This window comes from Burkholderia sp. Bp8998, assembly GCF_003854235.1.
Taxonomy (GTDB): Bacteria; Pseudomonadota; Gammaproteobacteria; order Burkholderiales; family Burkholderiaceae; genus Burkholderia.
In genome coordinates this window covers 42,647-67,040 of the sequence record NZ_QTQF01000022.1, presented here as the reverse complement: position 1 = coordinate 67,040, position 24,394 = coordinate 42,647, and the positions used below count along the sequence as shown (strand labels likewise).

Genomic DNA, 24,394 nt, shown 5'->3' with positions numbered 1-24,394 from the left:
GTCACTCCCTCGCCAGTGCCGGATTGCCGGGCGGCAGGCCCGGCACGCCCGGGCCACCCAGGCCACCCAGGCCGCCGTTCGCCGGCGGCAACGAGCCGGTCGACGCCCCCACTGCTGTGCCGGGCCGCAAATGCACGACCCGGTCCCGCCTGCGGCCGATCACCTCGCCGGCATTGACCGACACGATCCGCAGCCCGTCGGGCAGGATGTCGCCGGCGCGGGCATCGAACTGCTGGCCGTCCGCGCCTTGCAGCGTGGCCGACAGATTTCGTCCGAGCCCTTCGATCGCGATCACGCGCGGCACGTCGGCGCCGCCGTCATCCCCCGGCCGGAAACGGCCATTGCTTCCGATGCGCGACAACGCCGCGGCACGCTCGGCGACCTGGGCCTGCACGTCGAGCTTCCTGAGTTCGGCTTTCAGCAACATGGTTTGCTCCTGCAGACGGATCAGTTCGTCGGCGGTGCGCCGCTCGGATGCGGGCGCCTCGCGCACCGGCGGTGCCGATGGCGGCGCATCCGCGGCCGCGCGGCAGCCGGCGGCATGCACGAGACATCCGGCGAACGCCGCGGCGCCGAGCACGATCCTGAAGTCACCTGGCATAGACGGTTCCTTGCGCGGACCAAGCGCCCGCCTGATAAGTCAGTTTGTCGAGCCGCACGCCCGGTTCGTCGAGATAGCCGGCGAGCACGACGGGCGGCATCACGCCGAGGTTCGCCTGCAGCCGCGACGCATGCCACGCACGCCCCGGTCGGTCGGGCCGGGAAAATGTCGAACGCGCGCCCGGCGGTTCGTCGGGAAGGGGCGCGAGGGAAAGCGGTATTTCGAATTGCTGAAACCGGGCGATCAGCCGCGCATCGATATCCGTGCGGGTCAGCAGCGGATCGTCACCGGCCGCGGCGGGCACCGGCACGTTGCGCACGAGCGACGCGTGTTCGCCCGTGCCGTCGATGCGGGCCTGCGGCTCTCCGGCAAGCAGCAGCGCAACCGTCGAGCCGTTGCGCGACCACAGGTAGGTGACGCTGCCCGCCTGGCAAACGAATCGCTCGAGGTCCCAGCCGCCCGGTGCGAGTTCGGTGAAGTGATCGAGACAGGTGCGCGCGAATTCCGAAGGCGCGGGGACGCCGGCCCACGGGCGCGCCTGCGCAGCCGCGTCGGTCGCCTGCGCGCCGGCCCGCTGGAGACGCGCACGCTCGGCGGCGAACGCACGCGCGCGCTCGGCTTCGAGTACGTGTTGCCGGTGCGCGAGCCAGCCGTATGCGGCGGCGCCGGCGCACGCCAGCACGGCCGCCGCGAGACCCAGCGTGCGCGGCGACACACGATGCGTGACGGGCCGCAGGCGGGCCCAGCCGGGCACATGAACGCGCTCGCCGCGACGTTTGCCGAGCAGGTCCTCGATGCGGCGCGGGTAGACGTTGTGAAACCCCATCGCATCGATTTCGTCGTCGCCGATCACGACGTTCCATCCGCCGAGCGAGTAATCGGACGTCAGGCGCTCGAACACCTCGTCGCGGCTGCCGACCCAATCGCCGTTCGGAAGAAACGATCCGTCACGCACGGCGAAGTACGCCCAGCGGTCATCCGGCAAGCGAAATGCGCCGAGCCAGTTGGGTGCGCTTTGCTGGCGCCCGTCATAGAACGCACCCTGCAGCGCGATCGTTCTCGACACGATCACGCCGAGCGACGCGACGCCAGCCTGCACCCCGTCGTGCGGATTGGCAAAGCCGGCGGCCGCCACGCCGCGGTCGATGCGCAGCACCATCAACGCGAAGTCGAGCTTCTTCGCGAGCTCGTGGCCTTCCTTGCGCAGTTCGCTGCGGCGCGACAGCGACTGCCAGAACAAGCCGCATACGAAACGCTGCCGGCCGATCTGAACGATTTTCGTAGCCATTACCGGTTCCCGTGTGCGCGACGCCGTTCAGGAGCCGTTCATCGCGACCGGCGTGATCAGGATCACGATCGCTTCGCGCTGCCGCGACCCGTCGAAGCCGCCGCCCAGCAGATAGTTCTGCGGCGCACCGACGCCCCGTTGCGCCAGATCGTCGTTGACGCCCTCATAGCCGCTCAGGATCAGTGTCTCGCCCGACTTCATCGACACGCGTTGCAGGAAATTGCGCGTGTCGACCTCCGGCACCTGAATCGACTGGCCGTTGCCCGCCGGCACCGTCCTGAGCTGGATCAGCGACGAGATGTTCGTGTAGAACTGGAGCAGCACCGTGCTGTTTTCGAGGATGTGCGGCAACAGCGTCATGTTGAAGCCCGTCGTGACGGTGCCGGGCACCAGCGCGGTGGACGAGCCGACGTTCGCGGTGTTGGTCGTCGACACCGATGCGAGATAGCCCTGCTGCGTCGCGACCTGCAACGGCACGGGCTGGTTGTTCAGCGTCGTGATCGACGCGGACGTCTTGCGCCGCACCTTGCCCTGGCTCGACAGCGCCGAGATGATCGCCTGCGTGCCCGCCGCGCGGCTGTTCGGCGTGATCACTTGCGCGGCGAGCGACACCGGATTGGTGGCCGTGGTGGGAAAGACGCTGGTGATCGTGAAGGCCGTGCCGAGCGCCTGGTACACCGCCGTCCAGTTGATTCCGTAGCTGTCCTGCGCGGATTGCGCGACGGAAAGCACCGTGACGTTGATCAGCACCTGCTTCGACAGCGACGTATTCTGGGCGCGCATGAACGCGGCGACGCGATCCAGCACGTCCGGCGTGTCCGTGACGGTAATCGAGCCCGTCGCCGGCGACGACACGACGTGACCGTAGTGCGACAGCATCGCCTGGATCGACGCGCGCAGGCTGTTGAACACCGACAGCTGCGAGTTCACGACGGTGTTCGCCGTGTTGTTCGAGGTGACGGTCGCCGTCCCGTTGCCCGTGCCGCCGCCCGCACCTGCGCCCGCGCCGGTCGCGGCCGTTCCCGCCTGCCCGTAGCCGCCTGCCTGCGCACTCGACCCGTCGCTGCTTGCACCGCTCACTACGTTGGCATTGACGGTGGCATCGCCCGGAATGGCGCTGACCTGGAACGTCCTCGTATCGGTCACGAAGAATTCGATCGCGCCGTCCGCGTATTTCCACGAGACGCCGAAGCGCGCCGCCGCCGTGTCGAGCAAGCCGCGCAGATCGCCGTCGCGATACACGATGCGCGTACGCTGCGATGCGCCCCACGGCCGCGCGCCGGTCTCTCCCGACAGGCCCGGCACGGTCGGCAGCGGCGGCGGCGAGGCCCCGAGCACCGGCACCGACGGCGCGGCTGCGGGCGCGGGCTGCGTGCCGGCCGCCGCGTCGGGCGCGACCCGCGTCGCGATATGCGAAAGACGCGACACGTGCTCCGCGAATTCGCGGAGCGAGCCGACCTCCCGATCGAAGGTCGCCGGTTGCGAGAACACGGTCGGCAGCGCGCCTTCGCGCGCCAGTTGCATCGGTGTGCCGGACAGCCAGATCCCGTCGCTGACGATCACGCCGTCGGATGACTCCGCGACCTGCGCACGGCCATCGCGTGTATCGGCGAGCACGCGTTGCGTGCGCGCATGATCGCGATCGATCGCATTCGCGAGATGTTGCGGAAGCCCCGTGCAGCCTGCCAGAAGGACCGCAGCGAACGCGTATGCCAGCACCGAACCCCGCATCAACCCGCTCCTTTTGAAACGATCCGAAGAACCTTGTTGCCGCGATAGAGAATGGCCTGGATCGGCGCATTCGAGTGCGCGAGCGCGCCGACGACCGAGCGCAACGCATCGTCGAACGTGCCGGTCACGCTCGCCTCCGCGTCGATGCCGAAATCCGCGGGCGCTTCCCACACGAGTTGCCAGCCGGCTGCCTGCGCCCATCGCGCGAGCGCGCTGCGCATCGTGCGGTCAGACAGCTCGATCCGCCACGTCCGCCGCGTGTCCCGCTCCGGCTGCGCGGCGCGCGGCGCATCCGGCTCATTCGCGAGCGTCGGCGATGCGCCGGCCCGTGCGTCCGGCACCGTCGCGGCCGACATGGGCGCGAGCGTCCCTTGCGCGTCGCGCGCGTCACGTGCGTCGCCTGCATCAGGCAGCGCGACGTGCGCCGCGGATGCGCAGGACGACCACGCGGCGCCGAGCGCCGACAGCAACACCATACGAGCCACGACCATGCGCATTGCGTTCCTGACCTCATCACGATGGCGATGCGCATTCGCATGCGTCGCCGCTTGCCTGCCCTGCGCCCGCATCGGCATGACACTGGACATCCGGCCGGCGGGCTGACACGATGACACCCTCGTTACCTTGTCGATCCGACTCTTGCCATGACATCGCTTCCCAACGAGCTGCGCGACCTGATCCGCGAAATTCTTCGTCTCGTGGACGAGAACCAGGTATTCACCGACCTCCACATCGAACAGGATCGTCCGATCATGATCAAGACGCCGCGCGGCTGGGAAGAGGCGCCCGGCGGCCCGGTGCTGATCGACGAGATGGCGCCGCTGCTCGCGTCGATCGACGAACAATGGGACACACGCCTTGCCGAGGGCGCGCTCGACCGGCCGTTCGTGCTGACACGCTGCCGGCTTCGTTGCCACGTGTTTCGCACGTCGTCCGGACGCAAGACCGTCATTTCGATCCGCCGCCTGCCGCTCGAACCGCTGCCGCTCGACAAGCTCGGCCTGCCGGCCTATATCCGCACCATGCTCGACAGCACCCGGGGAATCGTGTTGATTACGGGCCCCACCGGCTCCGGCAAGACCACGACCATCGCGTCGCTGCTCGACCATCTGAACCGCACGCGCAACTGCCATATCGTCACGATCGAACAGCCGATCGAATACGGACTCGAAAGCAATCAGGCAATCATTTCGCAGCGCGAAGTTCCGACCGACACGCCGAGCTTCTCGTCCGGCATGCGCGAAGTGATGCGGCAGCGGCCCGACGTGATCATGGTCGGCGAGATCCGCGACAGCGACACGGCCGAAGCCGTTCTGCAAGCCGGTGAATCGGGCCACCTCGTCTTCGCCACCATGCATACCAGCAGCGCGCTCAATACGTTGACGCGCCTGCTGTCCTTCTTCCCGCCGGAGCAACGCGAGCGCTACGCCGCATCGCTCGCCGGCTCGTTGATCGGCGTAATCTGCCAATGCCTGATACCGAGCGAAGACGGCAGCCAGTTCGTGCTGGCGAGCGAGCTGCTGTTCAATCACAACCAGCAGATCAGCGCCTTGCTCGTCGATCCGGCGAAGATGGTGTTTCTCGCCGACTTCCTCCGACGCAAGGAAGACAACATGTCGCGCTCGCTCAACGATCATCTCGCGCAACTCGTCGCGAAAGATGCGATCTCGGTGCGCGACGCGCTACGCGCCGCCTATCAGCGCATGGAGCTGCACGAGCAACTTCAGTCGTCCATGAATCGGTGAAGCGATTCTCGCCTTTCGCGTGCGCCGGATTTTTATTGTTTGACAATCTGTTACATTCCGGCGCGCTGCCCGACAACCGTCGCGGGCCGCTATGCTAGCCGTGCCCGCGGTGACGCTAGAGCGCGTCGGTGCCCGCTTCGTCCAGGCTGGCGCCCGCGGCGCTCGCCGCCGGCGTGCGGCGGCCATTGACAAATACGGACCGATGCAGCAGATCGCCGAGCGCGCGCAGCGGTTCGGTGAGATCCGCGACACGCATCGATGATGCGCCGGCGAGCGCGCGCTCCACGGCGTTCGCCCAACGTATGCGACGTCATCTCCGCGATCCTGCCGCAAGCGCGCAGCACGAGCTGTATCTGCTTGCCGAGGTGCGGACTCACCTGGCTTGTGTCTCCCGCGATGGACGCGTCCCGCATGCCGAGCGCCGCACGATGGAGCGCTTTCGCGTCGCCGTCGTGATCGCCCGCGGTCTGGTCGATATCCTGTGCAATCGCGGCCATCACAGTTCGGATCGTCGAACGCCACTTCTGCCGTGTTTTTCCGGGGTGTCACATTCGATCAATACGATCGATTCGAATCGTTCGCCTATTCGCTACGCATATCGAATTGATCCAACCCGACCATGACCGCCATATCGCCCGCCCATTCGTCGATCGAGCTCGATCGTCTCGCCTCGCCCACGGACACGCACGCCGATAACGGCGCCCGGCCCGCCAAAAGTTCGCCGACAAGCTCGCCAAAAGGTTCACCGCCCACCTCGGGTGTCGCCACGCCTCTCGCGGGGTTGTCGCAACGCGCGTCGTCGCCGGCGCCCTCTGCGAAGTCTGGCCGGCGAACGAGCGTGCCCGCTTCGACTGCTTCCGACGCGCGCCACGCCTCCGGCACCGTCGATGCGGCGCATACCCGCCCGTCGGGCGAGCTCGTATCGATGCCCGGTACGTACGCCCACGACATCGACGAGCTCGACAGCCCCGCGGCCGCTCGCGCGACGCCGGTCGATCTGCCGCGGTTGCAGCGGGCGCTCGACCGGCAGAAGAATCGCGACGTCGATCGGGAAGCGCTCGCGCGCGTCCTGCAGACGGTTCGATTCAACCCGCTTCACCGAAGCGACCCGAACTCGCCATCGAGTCACAAGGAACTCGTCCGCCATATCTCCGATGAAACGCTTCAGGAGTGGTACACCGCGTTGTCCGTCACGCCGGATCAGGTTCGTGGAATGGAAAGCGCCGCATACCGGGCCGGATTGCAGATCCCTTCCAGCAGCACGATCTTCAACATCGTCAGCTATATCGCGACGCCGCTGGCGTTCGCCCATGCGCGCAACCCGTGGCACTCCGTGATCGCCAGTCTTCTGCTGGCCGCATTTCAGCCGCTCGTTACGGCTCCGGTCCAATCGCTCGTCATTGGATCGATCGACTATCGCCGGCGGCTGAACCACGGCGAAATCAAGCTGGACAAGACCACCGTCAACTCGAGTACGACACAGGCGAAGATCAAGCAGAAGATCGATGCCGGCATGGAGTCCGTGCGAAAGAGCGAAGCCGCCGTGGCCGCACTGTTCGCCCGTCATGGTCTGGTCGCGGCGGACGGGACGATCGATCCGGCGAAAATCGACGCGTGCAGCCTGTCGAATGCCGAAAAGGATGCGCTCTCGAACACGTGCAAGGAACACCTCGCGCAGTTCGTCACGCTCTGTACGTTGACGGATCAAATGCAGGCGCTCGACGGCGCGCACGAACGCCAGCGGGAATCCACCCACTGGCAGATCGCTCCCCGCACCGTTCGCTCGGGCAGCGGCATCGTCGCGCCGTTCATCCGCAAGCCCGGTGTCGACGTGGCGGACTCCTGGGTCGGCAAGGTCTTTCCTTACAAGGCTTCCCGGTACGGCGTGACAGGGGTATCGGTGTTCATTGCCGCGACGGCGCTGATTGCCCAGCACTTCGCTGCAGCGAGGGACGAAGTCAACGGGCTGAAGCTCGAGCACAAGCTCAACATGCTGCACGCCGATCTGTTCGAGGATGGGAAGGCAGATATTCTCCATCGATGCGGAACCATCACGGCGGCCGATCTCAGCATCGAGAAATGCCGGAACATGGTCGTGTCGGCGGAAGCGAACATCGTGCAGCGCGTGGCCGACCGCCTCGACGCCAGGCTGTCGAAGCTGCGGAACGAACGTCGAAACGAACCGCAGATGCAGCAGACGCGCCCGGTCACGCCCGAGGAACTCGAGGAGGGGCGAGGCACGCGCATTCCCGAGCTCGACGCCACCATCGCCGCATACGAGCGGGATGTCGGCAATCTTCGCCGCCTGATCGTGACGGACAACCTGCACGAGGACACGCGCGCACTACTGGGCGATGCGCTGAATGGCTCGCATGCGTTCGCGTGGGAAGAAGCGGTCGCCAAGCTCACGAAACCCCTCGAGTTCACGTCGCAAGTGTCGCAGCGCCTCGGCCAGACCTTTACCCTCGGCGTGGCGGGAAGCGCGGGCGCGCTGGCCGGCGGGCGCGTCGTCTCCGCGGCGCTGAAGGGCAGCGACCACATCCCGCTCCAATTTCAGTTGGTGCTTGCGCTCGCGAGCGCGCTGATCGGGTTCATCGCGGCGTCGACCCAGGGGATGGTGACCAATATCAAGAATCGCCGACGCGAGGCCAGTCCGGACGATGGCGCAATGAGTTTCGGCGAGCAGACGCTACGCGGCGTGGGGGCGCCGATCGAATGGATCGGCAATTCCATCGCAAGCCGGCGCGCAATCGCGGATGCCAGCCAGGTCGTCGCGGAACTTCAGCCACAGGCGCGGCAAATGGCCGCCAGCGTCAACCGGCTGCTCGCGCCGACGCCTGACGCCCCCCGCGAACCGTGACGCATCGGCATGCCGGTCGCGACGCGCGCACGGTGTCGCCGCCGCGAACGCTCAGCTCGCGATCGCCGGGCCGGCCTGCTGCAACTGTCCGAGCATTTCTTCCATGCCGTTGTCGGCGATCCGCTTGCCGATCGCGCCGAGGTCGGTGTCGCCGGGCGCGGCGATCAGCGCATAGGTGACACTGGCACGGCGCCACGTCACGACCTCCATGCTGCCGACCTGTTGTCGGGCGAGCGCCGTGTCGGGCCGCTCGTCCTTCATCACGCACAGCGCCACGGGCAGGCCTTTTTCGGGGAGATAGACGATCTGCACCAGCGGTTTGTGATTGAAATTCAGCCGCTGTATGCGCTTGAAGGTCAGCCCGACCGAGCGCAGGTCCGGAATGCGGATCCGCAGCCCGTCGTCGCGGCGAATGTTTTCAACCATATGCGCCGCGGTCGCAAGATTCGACGAATCGAAAGCAACCGTGTCGCGCGTATAGAGCCGTTGATAGTTCACGGCCGCCATGATCCACGGGGACATCTGCGTTCGCGCGGTCATCAGCGCATCCTGCGGCGCGAAGTGCAGGACGGCGCCGCCGCAGAACGCGCCCGCGACGAATGCGGCCGCGAGCCACGGCACCATCGTGCGAACGCGCGAGCGAACCGGCGCGGACGATGGCGCGCGCGCGTCGGGCCGCGGCGCCGGCGCCTCCGCGCGACGCGCGCCGCCGCCCGCGGACGGCACCGAAGGCCCGGTATACGCCCGCGCGATTTCAGCGACCTTGCTGACCAGGCTCTGCGGCAGCGGCGGCCATTCCTGGCGCTGGAACGCATACTGATAGGGCAACACCGATGCTTCGAACAGGGCAACCCGCCTGGCGATATCGGCCGACGTGTCGATCGCCCTGTCGACTTCCTCTCGCTCGCGCGACGTGAGTTCGCCATCCACGTATGCCATGAGCAGGATGTCGTCCATTTTCATGCCCCCTGATCCTCACTCTTCGCTGCGCCCTTCATGGGTCGTTCCTTTCCATCGCTGAACAGGGCGCCGATCGTCTGACGGGCACGCGAAAGCCGGCTCATGATCGTCCCGATGGGTACGCCGAGCGCCTCGGCCGCTTCGCCATAGCTGAGCCCCTCCACCGCCACCAGCAACATGACCACGCGCTGCGCTTCGGGCAGCTGCTGCACCGCCCTGACGATCTGCGCATCCAGCGCCTGCTGCTCCAGGGTCGGCGCGGTGGGATCGGCGATGGTTTCGAGCAGGTCGTCGTCCCAGTCCATGCCCGAGCGCCGACGCACGCTGCGTGCGCGGAGTTCATTGAGCCAGGTGGATTGCACGATCGAGAACATCCAGCTGAGCGGCGCGGTTCCCGCTCGTAGCTGATGCGCTCGTTCGAGCGCACGGACGCACGCGCCCTGCACGAGATCCTCGGCGTCGTGCCGGTCGCCGGAGATTCGCAGCGCGAAGGCCCAGAGGCGCGGCAGCATCGCGGGGAGCATGGCGGACAGTTCGGCTGCGGTCATCTACGTCGATCCTCCCGCGGTGCAACCAAGCCGACGTTGACGAACTGCAGTATCTGACGTGTATCCATGGGTTTAGGCGAAATTAGGCGGGCAACACCCCTGCAGTCCACGTAAACAGCTGGACGGCGCAGATATTCCATCCGCCGTCGCGTATTACCCGAACTGCCGGATCACAGGTCCTCGTGCCAGAGCGCGCGTTCGCTCACGCACGGGCGATGAATGGATAGGTCAGCAACCCGAACTGCACCAGATTGACGCCGAAGTGCGCGAGCACGGCCGATTGCAGGCCGCCGGCGCTACTGGCGAGCCCGTAACCGATGCCGGACAGGCCGGCCAGCAGAACCAGCAGCGCACCGCCCTGGTAATGCGCAAGGCCGAACAGCACGGTGCCTGCGACAAGCGCCAGCCAGCCGGCATTCGGTTGCGCACGCATCAACCGCGTCGCGCCGGCCTGGACATAGCCGCGGAAAAACGCTTCTTCCGCGAACGCGACCAACAGCAGGTTGTCGAGCACCCACAGCCATGCGAAATGCGGCCACTTCGGCGCCCACGCAATCAACCCGGCCCACCAGGCAATCGAGAAGCAGACCGCCGATGTCGCCGCGCACGCGGCGATCGCCGCGATCACACGTGTCGACAGCGGCTTCTCCGGCAGAACCCATGGGTAGACCAGCACCAGCCAGAACGCGATCAGCGGCTTGTCGAAGTTCAGATACATCGTGTACGGCGCCGCATCCGGCGTCAGGCGTGCCGCATGAATCACCCTGAGATTGTCGAAACCCGGCAGCCAGTGCTGAAACAGTCCGACCGCAACGACGCAGAAGACGACGTTGCACACGACCTCGCCGGCGAACGGCAGATTCCGCTGCAACAGCACGCCGGTGCCGACCAGCAGTGCAATCGGCACGAGCGCGATCGGCTGCAACTGCCGCGACGCGAACGCGATCGCATAGCCGATGGCGAGCAGGCTCAGCGTGAGCCCGCGCGGCATCCTCGAGATCGCCGTCAGTGCGGCAAGAAAAATCGCACACCACGTCAATGCGGTCATTGCACCTTCCGGAGAGTTGCCAACGGCGCGTCGATCGCGTCGAGCGCCGCACGCGTATCAGACCACCGTGACGACCACGTCGATGTTGCCGCGCGTCGCCTTCGAATACGGACACGTCTGGTGCGCCGCATCGACCAGCGCCTGCGCGACATCGGCGTCGACGCCCGGCACGCTGACGTTCAGCCGTGCCTGCAGGAAGTACGCGCCGTCGTTCGTGGCCAGATCGATCTGCGCATCGACATGCGTGTCGCGCGGCAGCGAAACCTTCAGCTTTTGCGCGGCCAGGCCCATCGCGCCGATGAAGCAGGCCGACCAGCCCGCGGCCAGCAGCTGCTCGGGATTCGTGCCGGGCGCGGCCGAGCCGGGAGCGGAGAGCCTCACATCCAGGCGGCCGTCCGCGCTGTGCGCGGCGCCGTCGCGGCCGCCGGTGGTGCGAACTTCGCCGGTGTACAGAATTTTCGTTTCGTGGTTCATGGTCGGTACCGAGTTGAACAGGATGGATGAATGGCGAGGCCGGCGATCAACTGCCGCGGTAGAGCTGTTCGAGCGCCGCGAGCTGGCCGTCTTTCTCCGCCTGCACCAGTTCCGCGCGAACCTGGGCGCGCGTCTTGCCCTTCGGCGCCTTGCCGCCCGTCGCCCATTGGCTCGCCTGCCCGACGGTCTGGTCGTTGATGCTCGTGTCGACGGCGCTGCTTGCAAAAGCGGAAGTGGTGGCTGCAACGGCGGCGCACGCCGCGAAAACCAAAGCGATCGTCTTTACTTTCATGTCGTTCTCCTGGATAAATTCGGCTGTTGCGAATCTGTCGAGGCGCTCGGCGGTCGCTGATCTCGCGAAGCCGTCTCGAGCACCCTGATCGGACTCGATCGGTGAGATCCATTAAATCCAGACGACGTATCTGACGTGTGTCCCGACAAATGGCTTTTGCAAGGCCATGTATCCAGACCGGTTTCATACACATTGAGAAACAAAACTGCCGTCTCGTTTTCGGTCGATCGCCAAACAAAGCCGGGTTTTTCCGACAAAATGGCGCCGCGACAGCGCGTTCACCCTTGACGTCGCTGCCACGAAAAAACCAAAGGAGAGATAGCCGATGTCCCGATACGCCCTCGCAGCGCTGCTGCTGTTCAGCGTGATGACCTCCGTCGACGCGCACGCCGAAACGATCAAGCCGATCAAGGCGTCGAAGTCCGACCTTGCCGGTGCGATATTCAATCGCGCCGACGCCGTGAAAAAAGACGAAGCCGGCGAAACAAGCGCGGACGTCGCGACGTTCACGTCGACCGACAACGCTTACCAGACCGGCGTCTATCGATCCGGGCCGTCGCATGAGGAAATCAAGGGGCCGCGCGGGCTGCCGTACAACGAGTTCCTGTACTTCCTTTCAGGCAGCGTGAAGCTGACGTCGTCGGACGGTTCGGTGATGCTCGTGAAGACCGGCGAGGCCGTCACGCTTCCGAAGGGATGGACGGGGCATTTCGACACGCCGGGCTATACGAAGCTCTATGTGACCTACAACCCCGACGACAGAAAAAAATAATCCGGCACATGTCGATCAATCCGGCCATGGCGGAATAGCGCACCCTCCTCGATTGTTCTGTTGAGGCAGACCATCACTTCGGGAGTCAGACGGTGCGGAATCAATCGCAGGAAATCGAGAACAATCAGCGGCTCATGCGGGCGCTCGGGAGCACGGAACATCTGTTCTGGCTGCTCGACCAGAATCGGCCGACGCATTTCGCGATGGTCGCGGAGATCGACCGGCGCTTTGCGCCGGACGCATGGCACGCGGCGTTTCAGGCGCTGCAGCACAGGCATCCGCTGCTATCGACCTGCATCGCCGTCGACGCGCAACAGCGTTCAGGCTTCTATCGCGTGACTGACGCCGCGGTGCCGTTGCGCGTGCTCGATCAAGACCCGACTGCGTGGCAGGCGGAAGCGGCCCGCGAAATCGCCACGCGCTTCGTCGGGTCCGCGGCGCCGCTGCTGCGCGCGACCTTGCTGCAAGGCGAATGCAGCTCGACGCTGATTCTGGTCGCACATCATTCCGTGGTCGACGGCATGGGCAGTGCATCGCTGATCGACGATCTGTTGCGCATCCTGTCGGGCGAGCGACCGGCACCGTTGCCGTTGGTGCCGTCGCTGGAGACCGTGCTCGAGACCGATCTGAACCACGCCGCCGTCTTGCCGGCCCCCTCGCCGGCACCCGCGCCCAAGCCATTTCGCCCGGATGCCGCGCAAGCGCCGCACGTCGACGCCCTTGCGCTTTCTGCCGACGTCACCCGCCGGCTCGTGGTCCGCGCGCGTGCCGAGCACACCACCGTGCACGGCGCGATTGCCGCGGCCGTTCACGAAGCCGGCCGGCGTCTGTCCAGCGCGTGGACCGAACGCGCGTTGAGGACCGTCACGCCGATCGACCTGCGCGATCTTTCCGACGACGCGCGTGCCGCCGCCGGCGTCTACATCACGCAGACCATCACGGTCGACGATCACCCGCGCGGTACGGATATATGGACCGCCGCCCGCAAGATCAAACAGGATCTTGCACCGTCGCAAGCGCGCGCGAGCGTGGCGGCGGAACTGAAGTCGCTTGATGCCGTGATGTCCGCGCGGCCGAGCGTCGAGCATGCGGCCGGGTTTCTATCGGCCGTGCTCGCCTTCGACGTCATGGTGTCGAATCTGGGCAATCAGCCGATTGCTTCCCAGTACGAAGGCGTGTCGCTCAAGGCGCTGTGGGGTCCCATCGTGACGTCGGGCTTCGCCGACGACCAGATCATCGGCGCGTGCACGATCGATGGCGTGCTACGTCTCACGCATACGAGCCATGGCGCGATACGCGGACTGCTCGAAGAGGTCCGCGCGATTCTCCAGGAAGCCGTGAGCTGACCGTCGGGAGCTGCTCGCCTCGTGTTCGCTCGACGCCGACCATCGTCGCGCGTCGCAGCGGCAGACGGATTCCGGAACGCCGGCGCGTGCGTTCAGCACGCCACCGGCAATACCCGCTTGCGGTGCTCGACGATCGACAGAAGCAGTGCCGCCAGCCCGCATGCGGCGATCAGGATCAACAGCATCGTCTTGCCCATGCTGACCAGCACCATGCTGCCTAGCGCGGGGAATCCGAATGCGCCGACGAAGTACGACGCCACGAACCACGTCAGCACGGCGTGCCGGTGCCGCGCATCGGCACTGTTGACGGCCTGCGCCTGCACGATCGGATAGACGAGGCCATACCCGGTGCCGAGCAGCACGGCGCTGGCCGAATGAAGCAGCGCGTTGTGCGGCACGGCGAACGTCACGGCGACGCTCAGGATCATGAAGCCGAGCAGGATCTGCGTCGTCGCGCTGACGCGGATCTGAATCACGACCGCACCGAGCAGCCCCCGGATGACGACCACCGTGGCGGAATACAGACCGAAAAACGTTCCGGCCTTCACGCCGGGGCCCTGCGCCATCGACATCTGGAACGTCATCAGGCCCGAGAAGACGCTCGAGCCGAGTGCGATGATCGCGATCGGATAGATCGCAGGCGTGCGGACGATCGCGCCCATCTCGCGTACCCACCGATCCCGCGCCGGCGGCGCAACGGCGTGCGACGCCGGCGAGAGGCGGCCGAAACATTCCAGCATCACCGCAGCCGTCGCGCACAGCGCGCCGACCGTGCAGAACACCGCACCGGTCGTCCAGTGCCAATTGCGTATCGCGAGTGCCGCAACGGCCGGACCGCCGCCGACGCCGGCCATCTGAAACGACCCGAACCGCAGGAACCAGCGCTCACGTTCGATATCCGCCGTGCGCTCCGCGATCATCATCGGCGCCGCGAGGCAGAACCCGCCCCAACCGATGCCGACCAGCAATCCGGGCACGACGCTCAGCGAGCCGGTGCGCGCGATCAACGCGAAGCCGACGACGCCCGCGCCGACGACCAGCGCCGCCAGAGCGGTCGCCCGCGCGGCGCCGATCCGGTGCGCGCACCACGCGACCAGCGGCAGGCCGAGCAGCGCACCGATCATCGCTTCGGCCAGTGCGGCCCCCGTGTCGATGTCGCTTCCGCCCGCCACACGGAAATGCATCGACAGCAGAAATGTCGCGCCGTAGCCGCATGCCGTCAGCAGCGCGCCGAGCAGCACGAACGCGGCGACGCGCGGCGACATCGTGCGTGGATCGGCCATCATGCTTCCCCTTGTTTCAAGATTCCGGTCGATTCGGGCGGCGGCGCGACAAGCTCGCCGCCCCAGGCCATCGCAACATGATCCGCACAATCCGCAATCGAAGAAATGAACTGTTCCGATGATGCGCCGCATACGTTCGTATAGGCGCAGACGACAGCCCACATCCCCACGCGTGCGCGCGACGCGCTCAAGTATCGGCGAGCGACAGATCGGGACGCTGCGCGACGGTTGCGGCGAGGATCGTGAGCTCCCGACTGACCGGAACGCGCGTCTCGCCGGCATGAGGGCGAAACACCGGGTCGCCGCGGCCGATGCAACGACCGGTCAGCGCACAGACCGCCGCGCCGTCGGCAAACCCTCTGCTCCAGATCTGCTCAGTAGACTTGCCCAGGCACGCGTCACTCCACGAGACGCTGATCGCGCTGGCCGAAATCCGCCTGACGATCACGACGTTGACGGGCCGCCGCGCCATGCGCGAACCCGCGCTCGCGCGGCGCGGCCGGTGCCCGACGGGCCACTTCTTCGTGCACGCGTGGAGCTGCTCGGCGGACGGATCGAGCACGTTCAGCAGCACCCGCGCGACGATATTGTCTTCGGACGGCGTGGTCATCGGCGGTCTCCGGCAGCCGGCTTCATTCGGCCTGCGCCGGCGGAAACGAAACCGATTCGCTCAATTCGCGCCATTGTGCGTCCTCCTCCGCACGGAACCTTGCCGCCGCGCCGGCTACCGCGACCGCGTCGCTGCCCATCAGCAATCGCAAAGGCGCTGTCGGCGATCCGGCGATGCCGAGCAGCGCCCGGGCAATCCGCGCGGGATCGCCGGGTTGCGCGCCGTCGATGCTGCGCAAGCGTGCCGCTACCGGTTCGATGATCGGCTTGTACGCGTCGCTGATCGGCGGAATGGTCATCGATGAACCGGCCCACCGGGTCCGCATCGATCCCGGCTCGACGATCGTGACCCGGATGCCGAAATCGCGGACCTCCTTCGCCAATACTTCGGAGAACCCGCCCACCGCCCACTTGGCTGCCTGATAGGCGGCGAGCCCGGGGCCGCCGACTCTTCCGCCCACCGACGAGATCTGAATGATGTGGCCGGCCCGTTGCCGACGCATGAACGGCAGTGCCGCACGCGTGACGTTGCACACGCCGAAGAAGTTGACCTCGATCTGCTCGTGCAGCGCCTGGTCGGTGATGTCTTCGATCGACGCCAGATCGGCGTAGCCCGCGTTGTTCACCAGCACGTCGAGACGGCCGAATTGCTCCACCGCCAGGCTGACGGCGCCGCGCGCCGCGTCCGGATCGGTGATATCCAGCGGGATCGCCAGAATCCGGTCGCCATAGGCGTCCGCCAGGCTGGCCAGACGCGTCACGTCCCTCGCCGTTGCCGCCAGTTTGTGGCCGGCGGAAAGCACCGTGTCGGCAAGCTGAAGACCCAGGCCGCCGGAGCAGCCCGTGATGAACCAAACTTTGCTGTCATGCATTGTCGTACTCCCGGTCATTTGCGATCGACGTCCGGCCCCGCACACGGTTCTGAAAACGGGGGATTGCCGTGCGTCCGCAGGATCGCGGACTCGCCGAACCCGACGTCATGCGTCATTGGGAGGCCGCCATGTATCTCGTGTATGTCCGTCGCGTATCGGAATGTATCTGGCGATACCGTGAGTACGACGCGGTGATCGCGCTATCGATGACGGACCTTCACAAACGAACACGATCATTGGATAACGACACATTTCATGTGCGTTGTCGAACGGCGCTCACGGACGACCGCCGGCGAGACGGCTCGCCCGTATGCGGATGCATCATCTCGGCGGGTCTCGCGAGCCCCGGCGCACCGGTCGTGCGCGCCATTTCGCTGACGGACTTCAGCACGCCTGCCATCAGCGCGACGCTGTCGTCGGACCTGTACGCGTCAGGACCGCCGACCTTGCTCTGCGGCTCGTTCTTGAAATGGCACGCTTCCGGACGCGTCGCATCGGCCGAGCGATAGTGCACATGCAGCGGCACGGTCGTGACGTGCGCCTGGCGTGGTTCGTGCGTCCCGGGATCGAGATAGGTAATCTCCTGCCGGTCGCGCAGCGTGATGACGTATTCGTCGAAATAGTCATCGTGCGTACGGGGGACGCCATTCGGCGCGATACCCGACAGCTTCCTCCGGTGGACCGTCTTGTGCACCGAAACCAGGCTGTCGCTCGCGTGCTTCTGGAGCCAAAGGAACCGTTCACGCGTCGGGTTCTGCGCGAACTGCTTCAGGTTGCGGCGCTTCTGCTCGACGGCTGCCCGTTCGCGCAGGCCTTCGATTTCCTTCGATAATTCCGCGATGTGCTTTTGCAACGCCGCGCGAACGTCATCTGCCCTCTTCCGCGCGTCCTTGACCGACTCCGCGCTTGCGCCGAGATCGACGAGCGTGTCGACCAGTCGATCGGTCTCCGCGATCCGGTCCAGCGCTGCCTTGCGTCCGGCACGCAGCGCGTTTGCCGCGCCCATGAACTTGCCGTAAACACCGTTGCCGCTCAACAGATGCAAGCCGTTCGACGCGGCTTCCGTTTCCGCCTGCGCTTGCAGCGCCCCCGCCCTTTCACGCACGCCATCCAGTTGATAGGGATGTTCATACAGCGTGGCGAACGAATTCGTCTCGTCGCGAAGCCGCACGGCACGGTCGCGTTCATCGGCGTCCGTTCTGAGTTGCTGCCATCGATTGCGGTCGGCGCGCGCCTTGCGCTGCCGGTTCGTCAATTTGGGGCGGCCACTGGCGGCGGGCCCGGTCGCCGGCGTGTCATCCCAGTCGATGTCCTGAGCCGTCGCTTTCCCCGGCGCCGCTACCTCCAATCCCTTCAGATGCGTATTCACGTACTCGCGTACCGCGTCATCGTGGGGCACGCGCTGGATCACGATTCCGCGTCGGCGGCTGGCGGTCTGCTCGGTGGCCAGATTCTTCACCTCTTCGGAAACGGCGATACTCCATTGCAAATCGCGTCGGATTCGCGACACCGCAACCTGCAGCCGATCGTACGCGCGCTCGGCCTCCCCGTGATTGACGAGCCGAGCCTTCGGGTCGCTTGCGCCGTTCCTCACGCTGCTGCGCAACCACGCCAGATCGGTTTCGATCTCGTCGCAATGCTGCGCAACCGCGTCGAGCACGGGTTGCCGTAGCGCATCGCGCTGATCGAGATAAACATTCACATCGCCATTCGGAAACGCGTTCGCGCAATGCTCGACGTTGTGCTGCAATGCGGCGACGCGTTCCCACATGTTGCGCGACACTTCCGTGAACGCTTCGCGCGCATTCGGTTCATGCACACCGGAATCGACGACAGCGCCGAACTCGCGTGTGTGCTCGAACAAGCTGAGCGCCTCGTTGTCGATGCGCACGCTCGCGTCGAGCAGGTCGCAGTGTTTAATAAGTACACTGGAATCGTCGACGCCGGGCTTGCCGCGCAGTCCGTCGATCCATCGAAGGTCTTCATCCACACGTCGCGCGAAGTCGTCGTACTGATTGCACGCTTGATTCAATTCATGCAACAGCGTGCTCAGTTGCGCGGCTTGCGGGTCGTCGAACGACACTCGCTGCGCTGCTTCGGGACCGGCATCCGGGTGCATCTGGCGCCGAAGCCTGTCGAAACCGAGGCGGAGTGTCTCAAAACAAGCGTGGAGCAGTGTCTCGTGCACCATGTTGACAAGACCCTGCGTCATCAACAGATCAGGCAGATGGCTCTTCACGGCGACTTCAAGCGTTTGCTTCCAGCTCGCCTCGAGATCGCGCGGTTCGCCTGCCTTCGACTCCCGGTCGGGTGTCTTTTCTTTACGCAACTCCGGCAGGTCGCGGCCAATGCAGTCGAACAGCTTGTCGAATGCGGCGCATGTCTGGTTCATGTTTCTGTCGAGCTTGCCAGCGATCTTCTCGAGCTCGCGAGCGGGCGTACGGCATTGCGCCGTCCCATCGCGCATTCCGATGTGCGATTCCAACAGCCGGCGCGTATCCACGATTTTCTCGATGGATTTGAGCACACTCCGATAGCCGTCGCCGAACGTGGTCAGTTCTCGATTCAAAAGGCTCAGAGGGTCGGGCTGAGAGCTATGCAGCCGCCGCCCGTCGGCAAGACGCTCGGCCTTCCTTGAAGCAGCTATCTTCACGCCAAGATCGGCCCCACTTCCTTTGACGATTTGCACCGCCTCCGCGGCAGCGCGAAAGTGCGTGAGCACCCCCTCGGTGCGGTCGAAAATCTGGTTGACGTCAAACGGAATACTTAGAAATTTAGTCTGCGCGCCGCGGATTCCATTGACGCGCAGCCAGAGCAGCGGCGCCGCCTTTTTCCGGATGGCGTTTTTTTCTTTCCGGATGGCGTCTTTTTCGTCCGACTCCGGCTGCGCTGCCTGTCTTGTCTGCGGCACAGTGACGTGCACCGGCCCCGCAACGCCCGCCCGCGATGCGGACGGACGCGCAGGCGCCGACGAAAGGCCCGCGAGCGACGCCTGGCGGGAGGCCGCGCGGATCGGTGATGTGGGCGGTGTGTTGGCATCAGGCGGCTCAAACACGAAATCTGTGTGACCGGCGGGCGAGATACTGCTCATGAATGACCTTCGAACGCGACGAGGAAATGTTCCTCGATTGTGACGGTCAACGCGTTCCCGATTCTGCCGCCGATGCGAACATCGGTTCAGGGTGGCGAAGCGCGGGTGTCCGCGCGACCATGAGCCGCCGTCCGACAGCGCGCATCCGGCACCGGCATCGATCTGCAAGCACAGCTTCCATCGGAGGCTCGCCCATTCACCTCGCGAATGCTTTCGCAATTTCGATGCGCACATCGTGCTGCGCGAGCAATCGAACGATGTACCGCCGATCATCGAGCTTCCGTGCTTTATCGACAACGAAAGCAGATACTCATGCGAACCACGAGCCTATGTATTACCGGCGTGCCAGACTCTCCGGCGGACCCGGCCGGCCCGACCGACGCCGGCGCATCGTCCAACTCGACGGAAACGATGCGATCTCGGGCGACCACCTCCCCTCGCCTGACCGCACTCCAAGCGATAAACCGGAGCGACCACTCCCCGGCAGCCGGATCGCCGGAGAATCGCCGGAGAAGTCGGGCACCGTCATCGAATAGCAGGGCATCGACGACGTCCTCGATGCACATCTCCCACGAAGCGATCGCGCTTGAACCGAATGCTGTCGAGCTGCGGGCCGTCGGAGCTCATCCGCCTGCGTCAATCGGCGTGCGCGACGCGCGGGCCATGCTAGCGGGACTGGAAAAGGTGACGCACCGGCTCACCGCCTCGCTGGCCAAAGCCGCCGATGTTCACCGCAGGGCCACCGATGAACTGCGCGGCCCGGGCCCCGATTGCCTGACGGAGGAGAACCGTCAAAAGATCGACGACGCCCAGAAATTCATCGCGGCCGCGGGGCCGGTGAAGTCATTGGTCGAGCATCTGGTTGACGACCTCGAATCGCAGTTGGCCGCCGCATCGACCCAGATCGATGCCGGTGCGTCGTCGAAGGTCAGCAGAACCCAGCGCGGCATTGCACTCGCGGAAATAGTCGGGGCGATCGCGGCCAAGAATGCGGCATGGTACGCGCTGCCCGGACTCATTCCGGCGACCCATGTACGCTTCGACAACGTCGGGGAAGTGACGAAGCTGGTGACATCCCGATCGGCGCTTGCGCTGCTCTTCGCTGCCTTAACGGAATATCCACTTGCGACCGACGGGCAGCGACGATTCAAGGATGCCGGCGGTCAGATAAACCAGTTGCAGGGATTTGCACAGGCACTCGACCAGGCGTTCGCGCTCGCGATCCTGTTCGGCATCAACAAGGCTACCGGGCAGGCGCCCCCTCCGGGCTATCAAGTTGCCGGATTTTCACTGAGCGCCGCAGGCGCCGCGTTTCAAACCGGTGCGTTGAACGGCTTGATCATTCGCATGCTTCGGCCCGTTTTCGACACGCTGTCGAAAAAATCGGCACGGCCCGGCGACGATCGATCTTCCTTCCTCCCAACCCATACTTCGCGAGCGAATCCAGCGCCGGCGGAACAGTCAGGAATACGGCATCCCGAGCCATCTCTGAACACCTGGCTCGACACCGTCCCTGCCCAGGATTTCGTCGAGATGAACGCCGATCTGGACAATGCCTGCGCTTCCATCGCCCGATTGCACGAGGCCATCTTTCCTCGCGAACATGAAGTGCTTCCAGGCGACATGCTTCCCGCCTCGCCCGCGGCCGATTATGGAACGCGCGTCGAGCGGTTCAGCGGCAATCTCGCGGCAATACAGAACGCCGTTCGTGAGTTCCGCAACGATCTCCCCGACGATGACGAACGCCTGACCCGAATCGACGCGGCACTCGCGCATGCGCAGGACGCGGAGCGCACGATAGCGGAATTGCGTGAAAGCGCCACGCCGAGAAGAACGGCGTTCTTTGCCGCGATGGCGATCCTGAGCACGGTCGGGTCCGTGCTCGGCGCCATCGGCCCTTCCGTTCAAAATGCATGGCTCTCGGACATCAACCATCGCGCCGCGATCTTCGGCGTCACGTCTTCGGTATTACAAGCGTTCGCCAATCTCGGGCAATTCCTCGGCGGCGCCAAACCGGGCGACGGGCGCCTCGCACGTTTCCTGAAGATCGGCCTGGAGAACGACCAATATCCCTACCGCGCGTGGACCAAAAACTGGCTGCGATCGGTCAGGTTTCTGCTGGGCGAATTCCCGTTGCTTCAGCTTTCCACCACGTTTTCCGAAATGGCCAATAAAGAAGCGGGCAAGTTGCCTCAGGCACCCGTGCAAGGCACCCCGTCTGCCTATACGATCCGCAACGTGCAGGAGGCCTTTCGGGCCATTTTCAGCCTCGCCTTCACGGCGTTGGCGCTTGGCGAAAAAGCGAACTGGAACCACTATATGGGCCTCGGCATCGCCGCGCTCGGGGCGATCGTACCGACTGTGATCGAGTATGCCGGTACCGGGCCGCGCACCGGCCCGGCGCTTTCGCCCGGCAACGGCTAGTGCATCGGCAGGTCGCGCATGACAGCAACGTGGAGCGGCGTGGCGCGTCCTCGCCGCTATCTGCGCGACTGCCCCAACTCGAGATCGGCCTGCATCGCCAGCAGCTCGAGTTCCGAACGGGCATCGACGGCCGGTCGGTGCCGATCGTTCACGTGACGGGCAACGACCGTCGACTGCTCCGGCTCCGTGGCGGAAGCGACGATCGGTCGGGCCTCCGGCTGCTGCGCGGTGCGGATGCCCGACCGATCGTCGGGAAGCATCTTCCAGCGCCGCAAAATGCCACTTATGCGGCGCGCATAATCGTCGCGCAGGGACGGCGTAGCCGAGTGATACGCGCCGACCGCGGCCCAGGTATTGCCATATTTGTCGACCTGGCGCCGCAGCAGCCAGGCCGCGACGTACACGCTCTTGCACGGGGACATGAGCGCCTCTCTTCCGATGCCGAAGCGCGAAAGCGGCGACAGATGAATCGAATTGATCTGCATCATTCCATAGTCGACCGACCCGTTTGCATTGACGTGCATCGCATCGGCACGGTTGTGCGACTCCTGCCACGCAATGGCGCGCAGGATGAGCGGATTGACATGCTGATACGCGGCGGCATGATCGAAGCAGTCGGCGCGCGCAAACTGCGCCGCACCTGCACTGCAAATCAAGACGAGGCACCGCAGCCCGATGCTCGGTACTTTCATGGACGAGTAACGTAAGACCATCGACGAGTGAGATGCGATCCGCGAATCCGGCAGCCATGCTCAGCCGGTCGCGATCGCCCTGGAGTCGCATCGTACGTCCCGCGCGCCAACACGACACCCGGCGTCCCGAAGCAATGCATCGACCGGCGAATCCCTAAACCGGGCACGGCAAATCGACCGAGGCGATTCGTATTGCAACCGAAGCGCTTTGCCGGCAAGCGAACCGTCGGTGGTTATTTGGCGCGCTCGGCCGTGCCGCGATTTTTCCGTCGAATATGATTTGCGCTCCTCATCCAATTCATCGCGAGGCGTTCGTTATGGTGCGTAATATCGCGGCCAGTCGGCAAACGGCAGTCATGCAGCAATTACGCGCGCTTTTCCTGAATGGCGACGCGACCACCGGCTGCGTGAGGTGGCGCGCACCAGGATGGCGCATGCTGTCGGCGGGGATCGTCATGATCGCCGCGTGCGCCGCTCCGCCGCTTCCGCCGATGAATCGCGACTTGCCCGAGTCGCTGAGGGTGCCGCCCGACGACGTGCTGGAAGACATCCTGACGGCCGGCGGAGAGGTCGTGTATAGGTGCGATCGTGGCGACCAGGGCTTGAACTGGGTGTATCGCGGTGTTCAGTCGACGCTCGTCGATTCAACCGGGGAGAGTGTGGGCACCGCGTTGCCGGGCGGCTATTTTTCGAGTTATGACGGCAGCTATGTCGTGAGTCGCCCGGACGCCGAGGCGGCGGTGAGCCCGGACAGCCTGCCATGGGCCCGGCTCGTCGCCCGGTTCAACGGGGGAGACAAGGTCTTCGAGACCCGGTTCGCGCGAACCGGGCTCATCCTGCGGGTGCAGACGAAAGGCGGCTTGCCGCCCGGCTGGCCCTGCGTGCTCGCGGGCTCCGTGTTGAATGTCCCCTACTCGGCCACGTACCTGATGTATCGGTCTCCGTCCGTGCCGGCGCCTGCGATCCCTCTACCGTCAGCGAGCGTGACCGGCGCGCCCGAACGTGCCGTGATTCCCGGCAGTCTGAATCCGCAACCCGGCGATTTCGTCAAGCTGCCCAGGAACGCGGCACTGCCGGACGGCGCACTGCCGCTGCCCGATCATTGAATCGCGGGCGGGTGCTCGACCGATGTCGGCTTCGTGCGGAAAGCACATAGTGGCCGGCATATTCGAATCGAATAAATATAAATAATTTTGCAATGCATTTTTTGTGAATATTCCGCCGCGCGACGACGATACATGCACCCACGCCTTTTCCCCGGAATACGCAAAACAAGCGAACGATAGCCCGTGAATCGACAGGTTTTTTGTATCGCTCTGTATCCGCGACGGATACGGAAAGGATTGGATACATTGACAGCCCGTCGGGCAATTTTCGCGATCTGATCCTGTTGTAGGATGCCTCAACGACATCACTCACATCGGACGGCATCGCGCATGCGACGGAATTCGCGGCAAACGGGCAACCGCTGTATGTCAGGAAAGGTAGCGTCCGCAACGACCGGCTCGTGCCGGCTCGCACGCGGCAGCCTGTCCCGCAGCAGCCGTCGAGCGATGCTGCCGCGATGGAATTTTTGCGCCAGCACGATTGTTCTCCGTATGTGCGATGGCGAGACGGGTGTCGAGGCGCCGAATTCAGGTCGATGGAACTTGAGCGCGGCGATTGCCGGCACGCGCCTCCTTACCGCGGCCGACGCTGCTTTCGCGCAGCCGGAAATGGAGCAAGCGCGGCCGTCAAAGGCTGTGCTGGTCAAGAGAG

The 24,394-nt window shown here is 65.2% G+C and carries 21 protein-coding genes and 2 pseudogenes; 7 read left to right on the top strand and 16 right to left on the bottom strand.

What is annotated here, in order from left to right; all coding sequences use genetic code 11:
• Window position 1: 1 nt before the first annotated feature.
• The 4 genes from pilP to DIE06_RS21770 are packed head-to-tail and all read right to left on the bottom strand — an operon-like array spanning window position 2 to window position 4,111.
• The gene (gene pilP / locus DIE06_RS21785) at window positions 2–580 is read right to left on the bottom strand and encodes a type IV pilus biogenesis protein PilP (RefSeq protein WP_185733442.1); all 579 of its coding nucleotides are present in this window, start codon (window positions 578–580) and stop codon (window positions 2–4) included.
• A 10-nt stretch (window positions 581–590) separates the two neighbouring features.
• Entirely contained in the window at window positions 591–1,889 is a 1,299-nt protein-coding gene (gene pilO2 / locus DIE06_RS21780; protein ID WP_124663119.1) for a type 4b pilus protein PilO2, read from the bottom strand.
• Between the two features lie 27 nt (window positions 1,890–1,916).
• Window positions 1,917–3,620 carry a PilN family type IVB pilus formation outer membrane protein gene (locus tag DIE06_RS21775; protein WP_124663118.1) on the bottom strand — a complete coding sequence of 568 codons (1,704 nt, stop codon included), beginning with the start codon at window positions 3,618–3,620 and terminating at the stop codon, window positions 1,917–1,919.
• Entirely contained in the window at window positions 3,620–4,111 is a 492-nt protein-coding gene (locus DIE06_RS21770) for a toxin co-regulated pilus biosynthesis Q family protein (protein ID WP_260433678.1), read from the bottom strand. Before DIE06_RS21770 ends, DIE06_RS21775 begins: the two co-directional genes overlap by 1 nt.
• A gap of 153 nt (window positions 4,112–4,264) precedes the next feature.
• Between DIE06_RS21770 and DIE06_RS21765 the strand changes: the two genes are divergently transcribed.
• Entirely contained in the window at window positions 4,265–5,365 is a 1,101-nt protein-coding gene (locus tag DIE06_RS21765) for a type IV pilus twitching motility protein PilT (protein WP_124663116.1), read from the top strand.
• Window positions 5,366–5,480: 115 nt separating this feature from the next.
• On the opposite strand, the gene DIE06_RS38385 is transcribed toward DIE06_RS21765, so the two are convergent.
• Window positions 5,481–5,651 carry a hypothetical protein gene (locus DIE06_RS38385; RefSeq protein ID WP_185733441.1) on the bottom strand — a complete coding sequence of 57 codons (171 nt, stop codon included), beginning with the start codon at window positions 5,649–5,651 and terminating at the stop codon, window positions 5,481–5,483.
• A 333-nt stretch (window positions 5,652–5,984) separates the two neighbouring features.
• Between DIE06_RS38385 and DIE06_RS21760 the strand changes: the two genes are divergently transcribed.
• A complete protein-coding gene (locus DIE06_RS21760) occupies window positions 5,985–8,225 on the top strand; it encodes a hypothetical protein (protein WP_124663115.1) in 2,241 nt (746 codons plus the stop codon).
• A 51-nt stretch (window positions 8,226–8,276) separates the two neighbouring features.
• On the opposite strand, the gene DIE06_RS21755 is transcribed toward DIE06_RS21760, so the two are convergent.
• From DIE06_RS21755 to DIE06_RS21735, 5 genes are all read right to left on the bottom strand, one after another.
• Window positions 8,277–9,188 carry a zf-HC2 domain-containing protein gene (locus tag DIE06_RS21755; RefSeq protein WP_124663114.1) on the bottom strand — a complete coding sequence of 304 codons (912 nt, stop codon included), beginning with the start codon at window positions 9,186–9,188 and terminating at the stop codon, window positions 8,277–8,279.
• Window positions 9,185–9,733 carry an RNA polymerase sigma factor gene (locus DIE06_RS21750; RefSeq protein ID WP_124663113.1) on the bottom strand — a complete coding sequence of 183 codons (549 nt, stop codon included), beginning with the start codon at window positions 9,731–9,733 and terminating at the stop codon, window positions 9,185–9,187. Before DIE06_RS21750 ends, DIE06_RS21755 begins: the two co-directional genes overlap by 4 nt.
• Window positions 9,734–9,935: 202 nt before the next feature.
• Window positions 9,936–10,781, bottom strand: coding sequence for a CPBP family intramembrane glutamic endopeptidase (locus tag DIE06_RS21745; RefSeq protein ID WP_124663112.1), 846 nt, complete (start codon window positions 10,779–10,781; stop codon window positions 9,936–9,938).
• A gap of 57 nt (window positions 10,782–10,838) precedes the next feature.
• Complete coding sequence (locus DIE06_RS21740; protein ID WP_124663111.1) at window positions 10,839–11,255, bottom strand: organic hydroperoxide resistance protein; 417 nt, start codon at window positions 11,253–11,255, stop codon at window positions 10,839–10,841.
• Window positions 11,256–11,301: 46 nt separating this feature from the next.
• Entirely contained in the window at window positions 11,302–11,547 is a 246-nt protein-coding gene (locus tag DIE06_RS21735) for a DUF4148 domain-containing protein (RefSeq protein WP_124663110.1), read from the bottom strand.
• Window positions 11,548–11,872: 325 nt separating this feature from the next.
• Between DIE06_RS21735 and DIE06_RS21730 the strand changes: the two genes are divergently transcribed.
• Window positions 11,873–12,319, top strand: coding sequence for a cupin domain-containing protein (locus DIE06_RS21730; RefSeq protein WP_124663109.1), 447 nt, complete (start codon window positions 11,873–11,875; stop codon window positions 12,317–12,319).
• Here the strand turns inward: DIE06_RS21730 and DIE06_RS39070 are convergent.
• The gene (locus DIE06_RS39070; protein ID WP_260433719.1) at window positions 12,292–12,597 is read right to left on the bottom strand and encodes a hypothetical protein; all 306 of its coding nucleotides are present in this window, start codon (window positions 12,595–12,597) and stop codon (window positions 12,292–12,294) included. The two genes, DIE06_RS21730 and DIE06_RS39070, sit on opposite strands and share 28 nt — an antisense overlap.
• Between DIE06_RS39070 and DIE06_RS39065 the strand changes: the two are divergent.
• A pseudogene (locus DIE06_RS39065) lies at window positions 12,523–12,825 on the top strand (condensation protein); the annotation flags it as partial. The gene DIE06_RS39070 and the pseudogene DIE06_RS39065 overlap by 75 nt on opposite strands.
• Window positions 12,826–12,828: 3 nt before the next feature.
• Complete coding sequence (locus DIE06_RS21725; RefSeq protein ID WP_260433718.1) at window positions 12,829–13,665, top strand: phthiocerol/phthiodiolone dimycocerosyl transferase family protein; 837 nt, start codon at window positions 12,829–12,831, stop codon at window positions 13,663–13,665.
• 92 nt (window positions 13,666–13,757) lie between these two features.
• Here DIE06_RS21725 and DIE06_RS21720 read toward each other — a convergent pair whose 3' ends face one another.
• The 4 genes from DIE06_RS21720 to DIE06_RS21705 form a co-directional block, all read right to left on the bottom strand.
• Window positions 13,758–14,951 (bottom strand): MFS transporter, encoded by a 1,194-nt coding sequence (locus DIE06_RS21720; protein ID WP_124663107.1) that lies wholly within the window; start codon window positions 14,949–14,951, stop codon window positions 13,758–13,760.
• Between the two features lie 184 nt (window positions 14,952–15,135).
• Complete coding sequence (locus tag DIE06_RS21715; protein ID WP_124663106.1) at window positions 15,136–15,558, bottom strand: DUF3331 domain-containing protein; 423 nt, start codon at window positions 15,556–15,558, stop codon at window positions 15,136–15,138.
• 22 nt (window positions 15,559–15,580) lie between these two features.
• Window positions 15,581–16,429 carry an SDR family NAD(P)-dependent oxidoreductase gene (locus tag DIE06_RS21710; RefSeq protein WP_124663105.1) on the bottom strand — a complete coding sequence of 283 codons (849 nt, stop codon included), beginning with the start codon at window positions 16,427–16,429 and terminating at the stop codon, window positions 15,581–15,583.
• A gap of 253 nt (window positions 16,430–16,682) precedes the next feature.
• Entirely contained in the window at window positions 16,683–19,520 is a 2,838-nt protein-coding gene (locus tag DIE06_RS21705) for a hypothetical protein (RefSeq protein WP_124663104.1), read from the bottom strand.
• 558 nt (window positions 19,521–20,078) lie between these two features.
• Here DIE06_RS21705 and DIE06_RS21700 point away from each other — a divergent pair.
• The gene (locus tag DIE06_RS21700; protein ID WP_124663103.1) at window positions 20,079–21,944 is read left to right on the top strand and encodes a hypothetical protein; all 1,866 of its coding nucleotides are present in this window, start codon (window positions 20,079–20,081) and stop codon (window positions 21,942–21,944) included.
• Window positions 21,945–22,150: 206 nt separating this feature from the next.
• Here DIE06_RS21700 and DIE06_RS21695 read toward each other — a convergent pair.
• Window positions 22,151–22,621 (bottom strand): annotated as a pseudogene (locus DIE06_RS21695) (lytic transglycosylase domain-containing protein); the annotation flags it as partial.
• Between the two features lie 332 nt (window positions 22,622–22,953).
• Between DIE06_RS21695 and DIE06_RS21690 the strand changes: the two are divergent.
• On the top strand, window positions 22,954–23,742 hold the full coding sequence (locus tag DIE06_RS21690; protein ID WP_185733440.1) for a DUF3455 domain-containing protein: 789 nt from the start codon (window positions 22,954–22,956) through the stop codon (window positions 23,740–23,742).
• The last annotated feature ends 652 nt before the right edge of the window (window positions 23,743–24,394 follow it).

What these genes read in the sequence shown, in the direction of transcription:
- pilO2 (WP_124663119.1), bottom strand. Translation starts at nt 1,889, where the DNA reads ATGGCTACGAAAATCGTTCAGATCGGCCGGCAGCGTTTCGTATGCGGC.
- DIE06_RS21775 (WP_124663118.1), bottom strand. Translation starts at nt 3,620, where the DNA reads ATGCGGGGTTCGGTGCTGGCATACGCGTTCGCTGCGGTCCTTCTGGCA.
- DIE06_RS21770 (WP_260433678.1), bottom strand. Translation starts at nt 4,111, where the DNA reads ATGGTCGTGGCTCGTATGGTGTTGCTGTCGGCGCTCGGCGCCGCGTGG.
- DIE06_RS21765 (WP_124663116.1), top strand. Translation starts at nt 4,265, where the DNA reads ATGACATCGCTTCCCAACGAGCTGCGCGACCTGATCCGCGAAATTCTT.
- DIE06_RS21760 (WP_124663115.1), top strand. Translation starts at nt 5,985, where the DNA reads ATGACCGCCATATCGCCCGCCCATTCGTCGATCGAGCTCGATCGTCTC.
- DIE06_RS21755 (WP_124663114.1), bottom strand. Translation starts at nt 9,188, where the DNA reads ATGAAAATGGACGACATCCTGCTCATGGCATACGTGGATGGCGAACTC.
- DIE06_RS21750 (WP_124663113.1), bottom strand. Translation starts at nt 9,733, where the DNA reads ATGACCGCAGCCGAACTGTCCGCCATGCTCCCCGCGATGCTGCCGCGC.
- DIE06_RS21745 (WP_124663112.1), bottom strand. Translation starts at nt 10,781, where the DNA reads ATGACCGCATTGACGTGGTGTGCGATTTTTCTTGCCGCACTGACGGCG.
- DIE06_RS21740 (WP_124663111.1), bottom strand. Translation starts at nt 11,255, where the DNA reads ATGAACCACGAAACGAAAATTCTGTACACCGGCGAAGTTCGCACCACC.
- DIE06_RS21735 (WP_124663110.1), bottom strand. Translation starts at nt 11,547, where the DNA reads ATGAAAGTAAAGACGATCGCTTTGGTTTTCGCGGCGTGCGCCGCCGTT.
- DIE06_RS21730 (WP_124663109.1), top strand. Translation starts at nt 11,873, where the DNA reads ATGTCCCGATACGCCCTCGCAGCGCTGCTGCTGTTCAGCGTGATGACC.
- DIE06_RS39070 (WP_260433719.1), bottom strand. Translation starts at nt 12,597, where the DNA reads ATGCCTGTGCTGCAGCGCCTGAAACGCCGCGTGCCATGCGTCCGGCGC.
- DIE06_RS21720 (WP_124663107.1), bottom strand. Translation starts at nt 14,951, where the DNA reads ATGATGGCCGATCCACGCACGATGTCGCCGCGCGTCGCCGCGTTCGTG.
- DIE06_RS21715 (WP_124663106.1), bottom strand. Translation starts at nt 15,558, where the DNA reads ATGACCACGCCGTCCGAAGACAATATCGTCGCGCGGGTGCTGCTGAAC.
- DIE06_RS21710 (WP_124663105.1), bottom strand. Translation starts at nt 16,429, where the DNA reads ATGCATGACAGCAAAGTTTGGTTCATCACGGGCTGCTCCGGCGGCCTG.
- DIE06_RS21705 (WP_124663104.1), bottom strand. Translation starts at nt 19,520, where the DNA reads ATGAGCAGTATCTCGCCCGCCGGTCACACAGATTTCGTGTTTGAGCCG.
- DIE06_RS21700 (WP_124663103.1), top strand. Translation starts at nt 20,079, where the DNA reads ATGCACATCTCCCACGAAGCGATCGCGCTTGAACCGAATGCTGTCGAG.
- DIE06_RS21690 (WP_185733440.1), top strand. Translation starts at nt 22,954, where the DNA reads ATGGTGCGTAATATCGCGGCCAGTCGGCAAACGGCAGTCATGCAGCAA.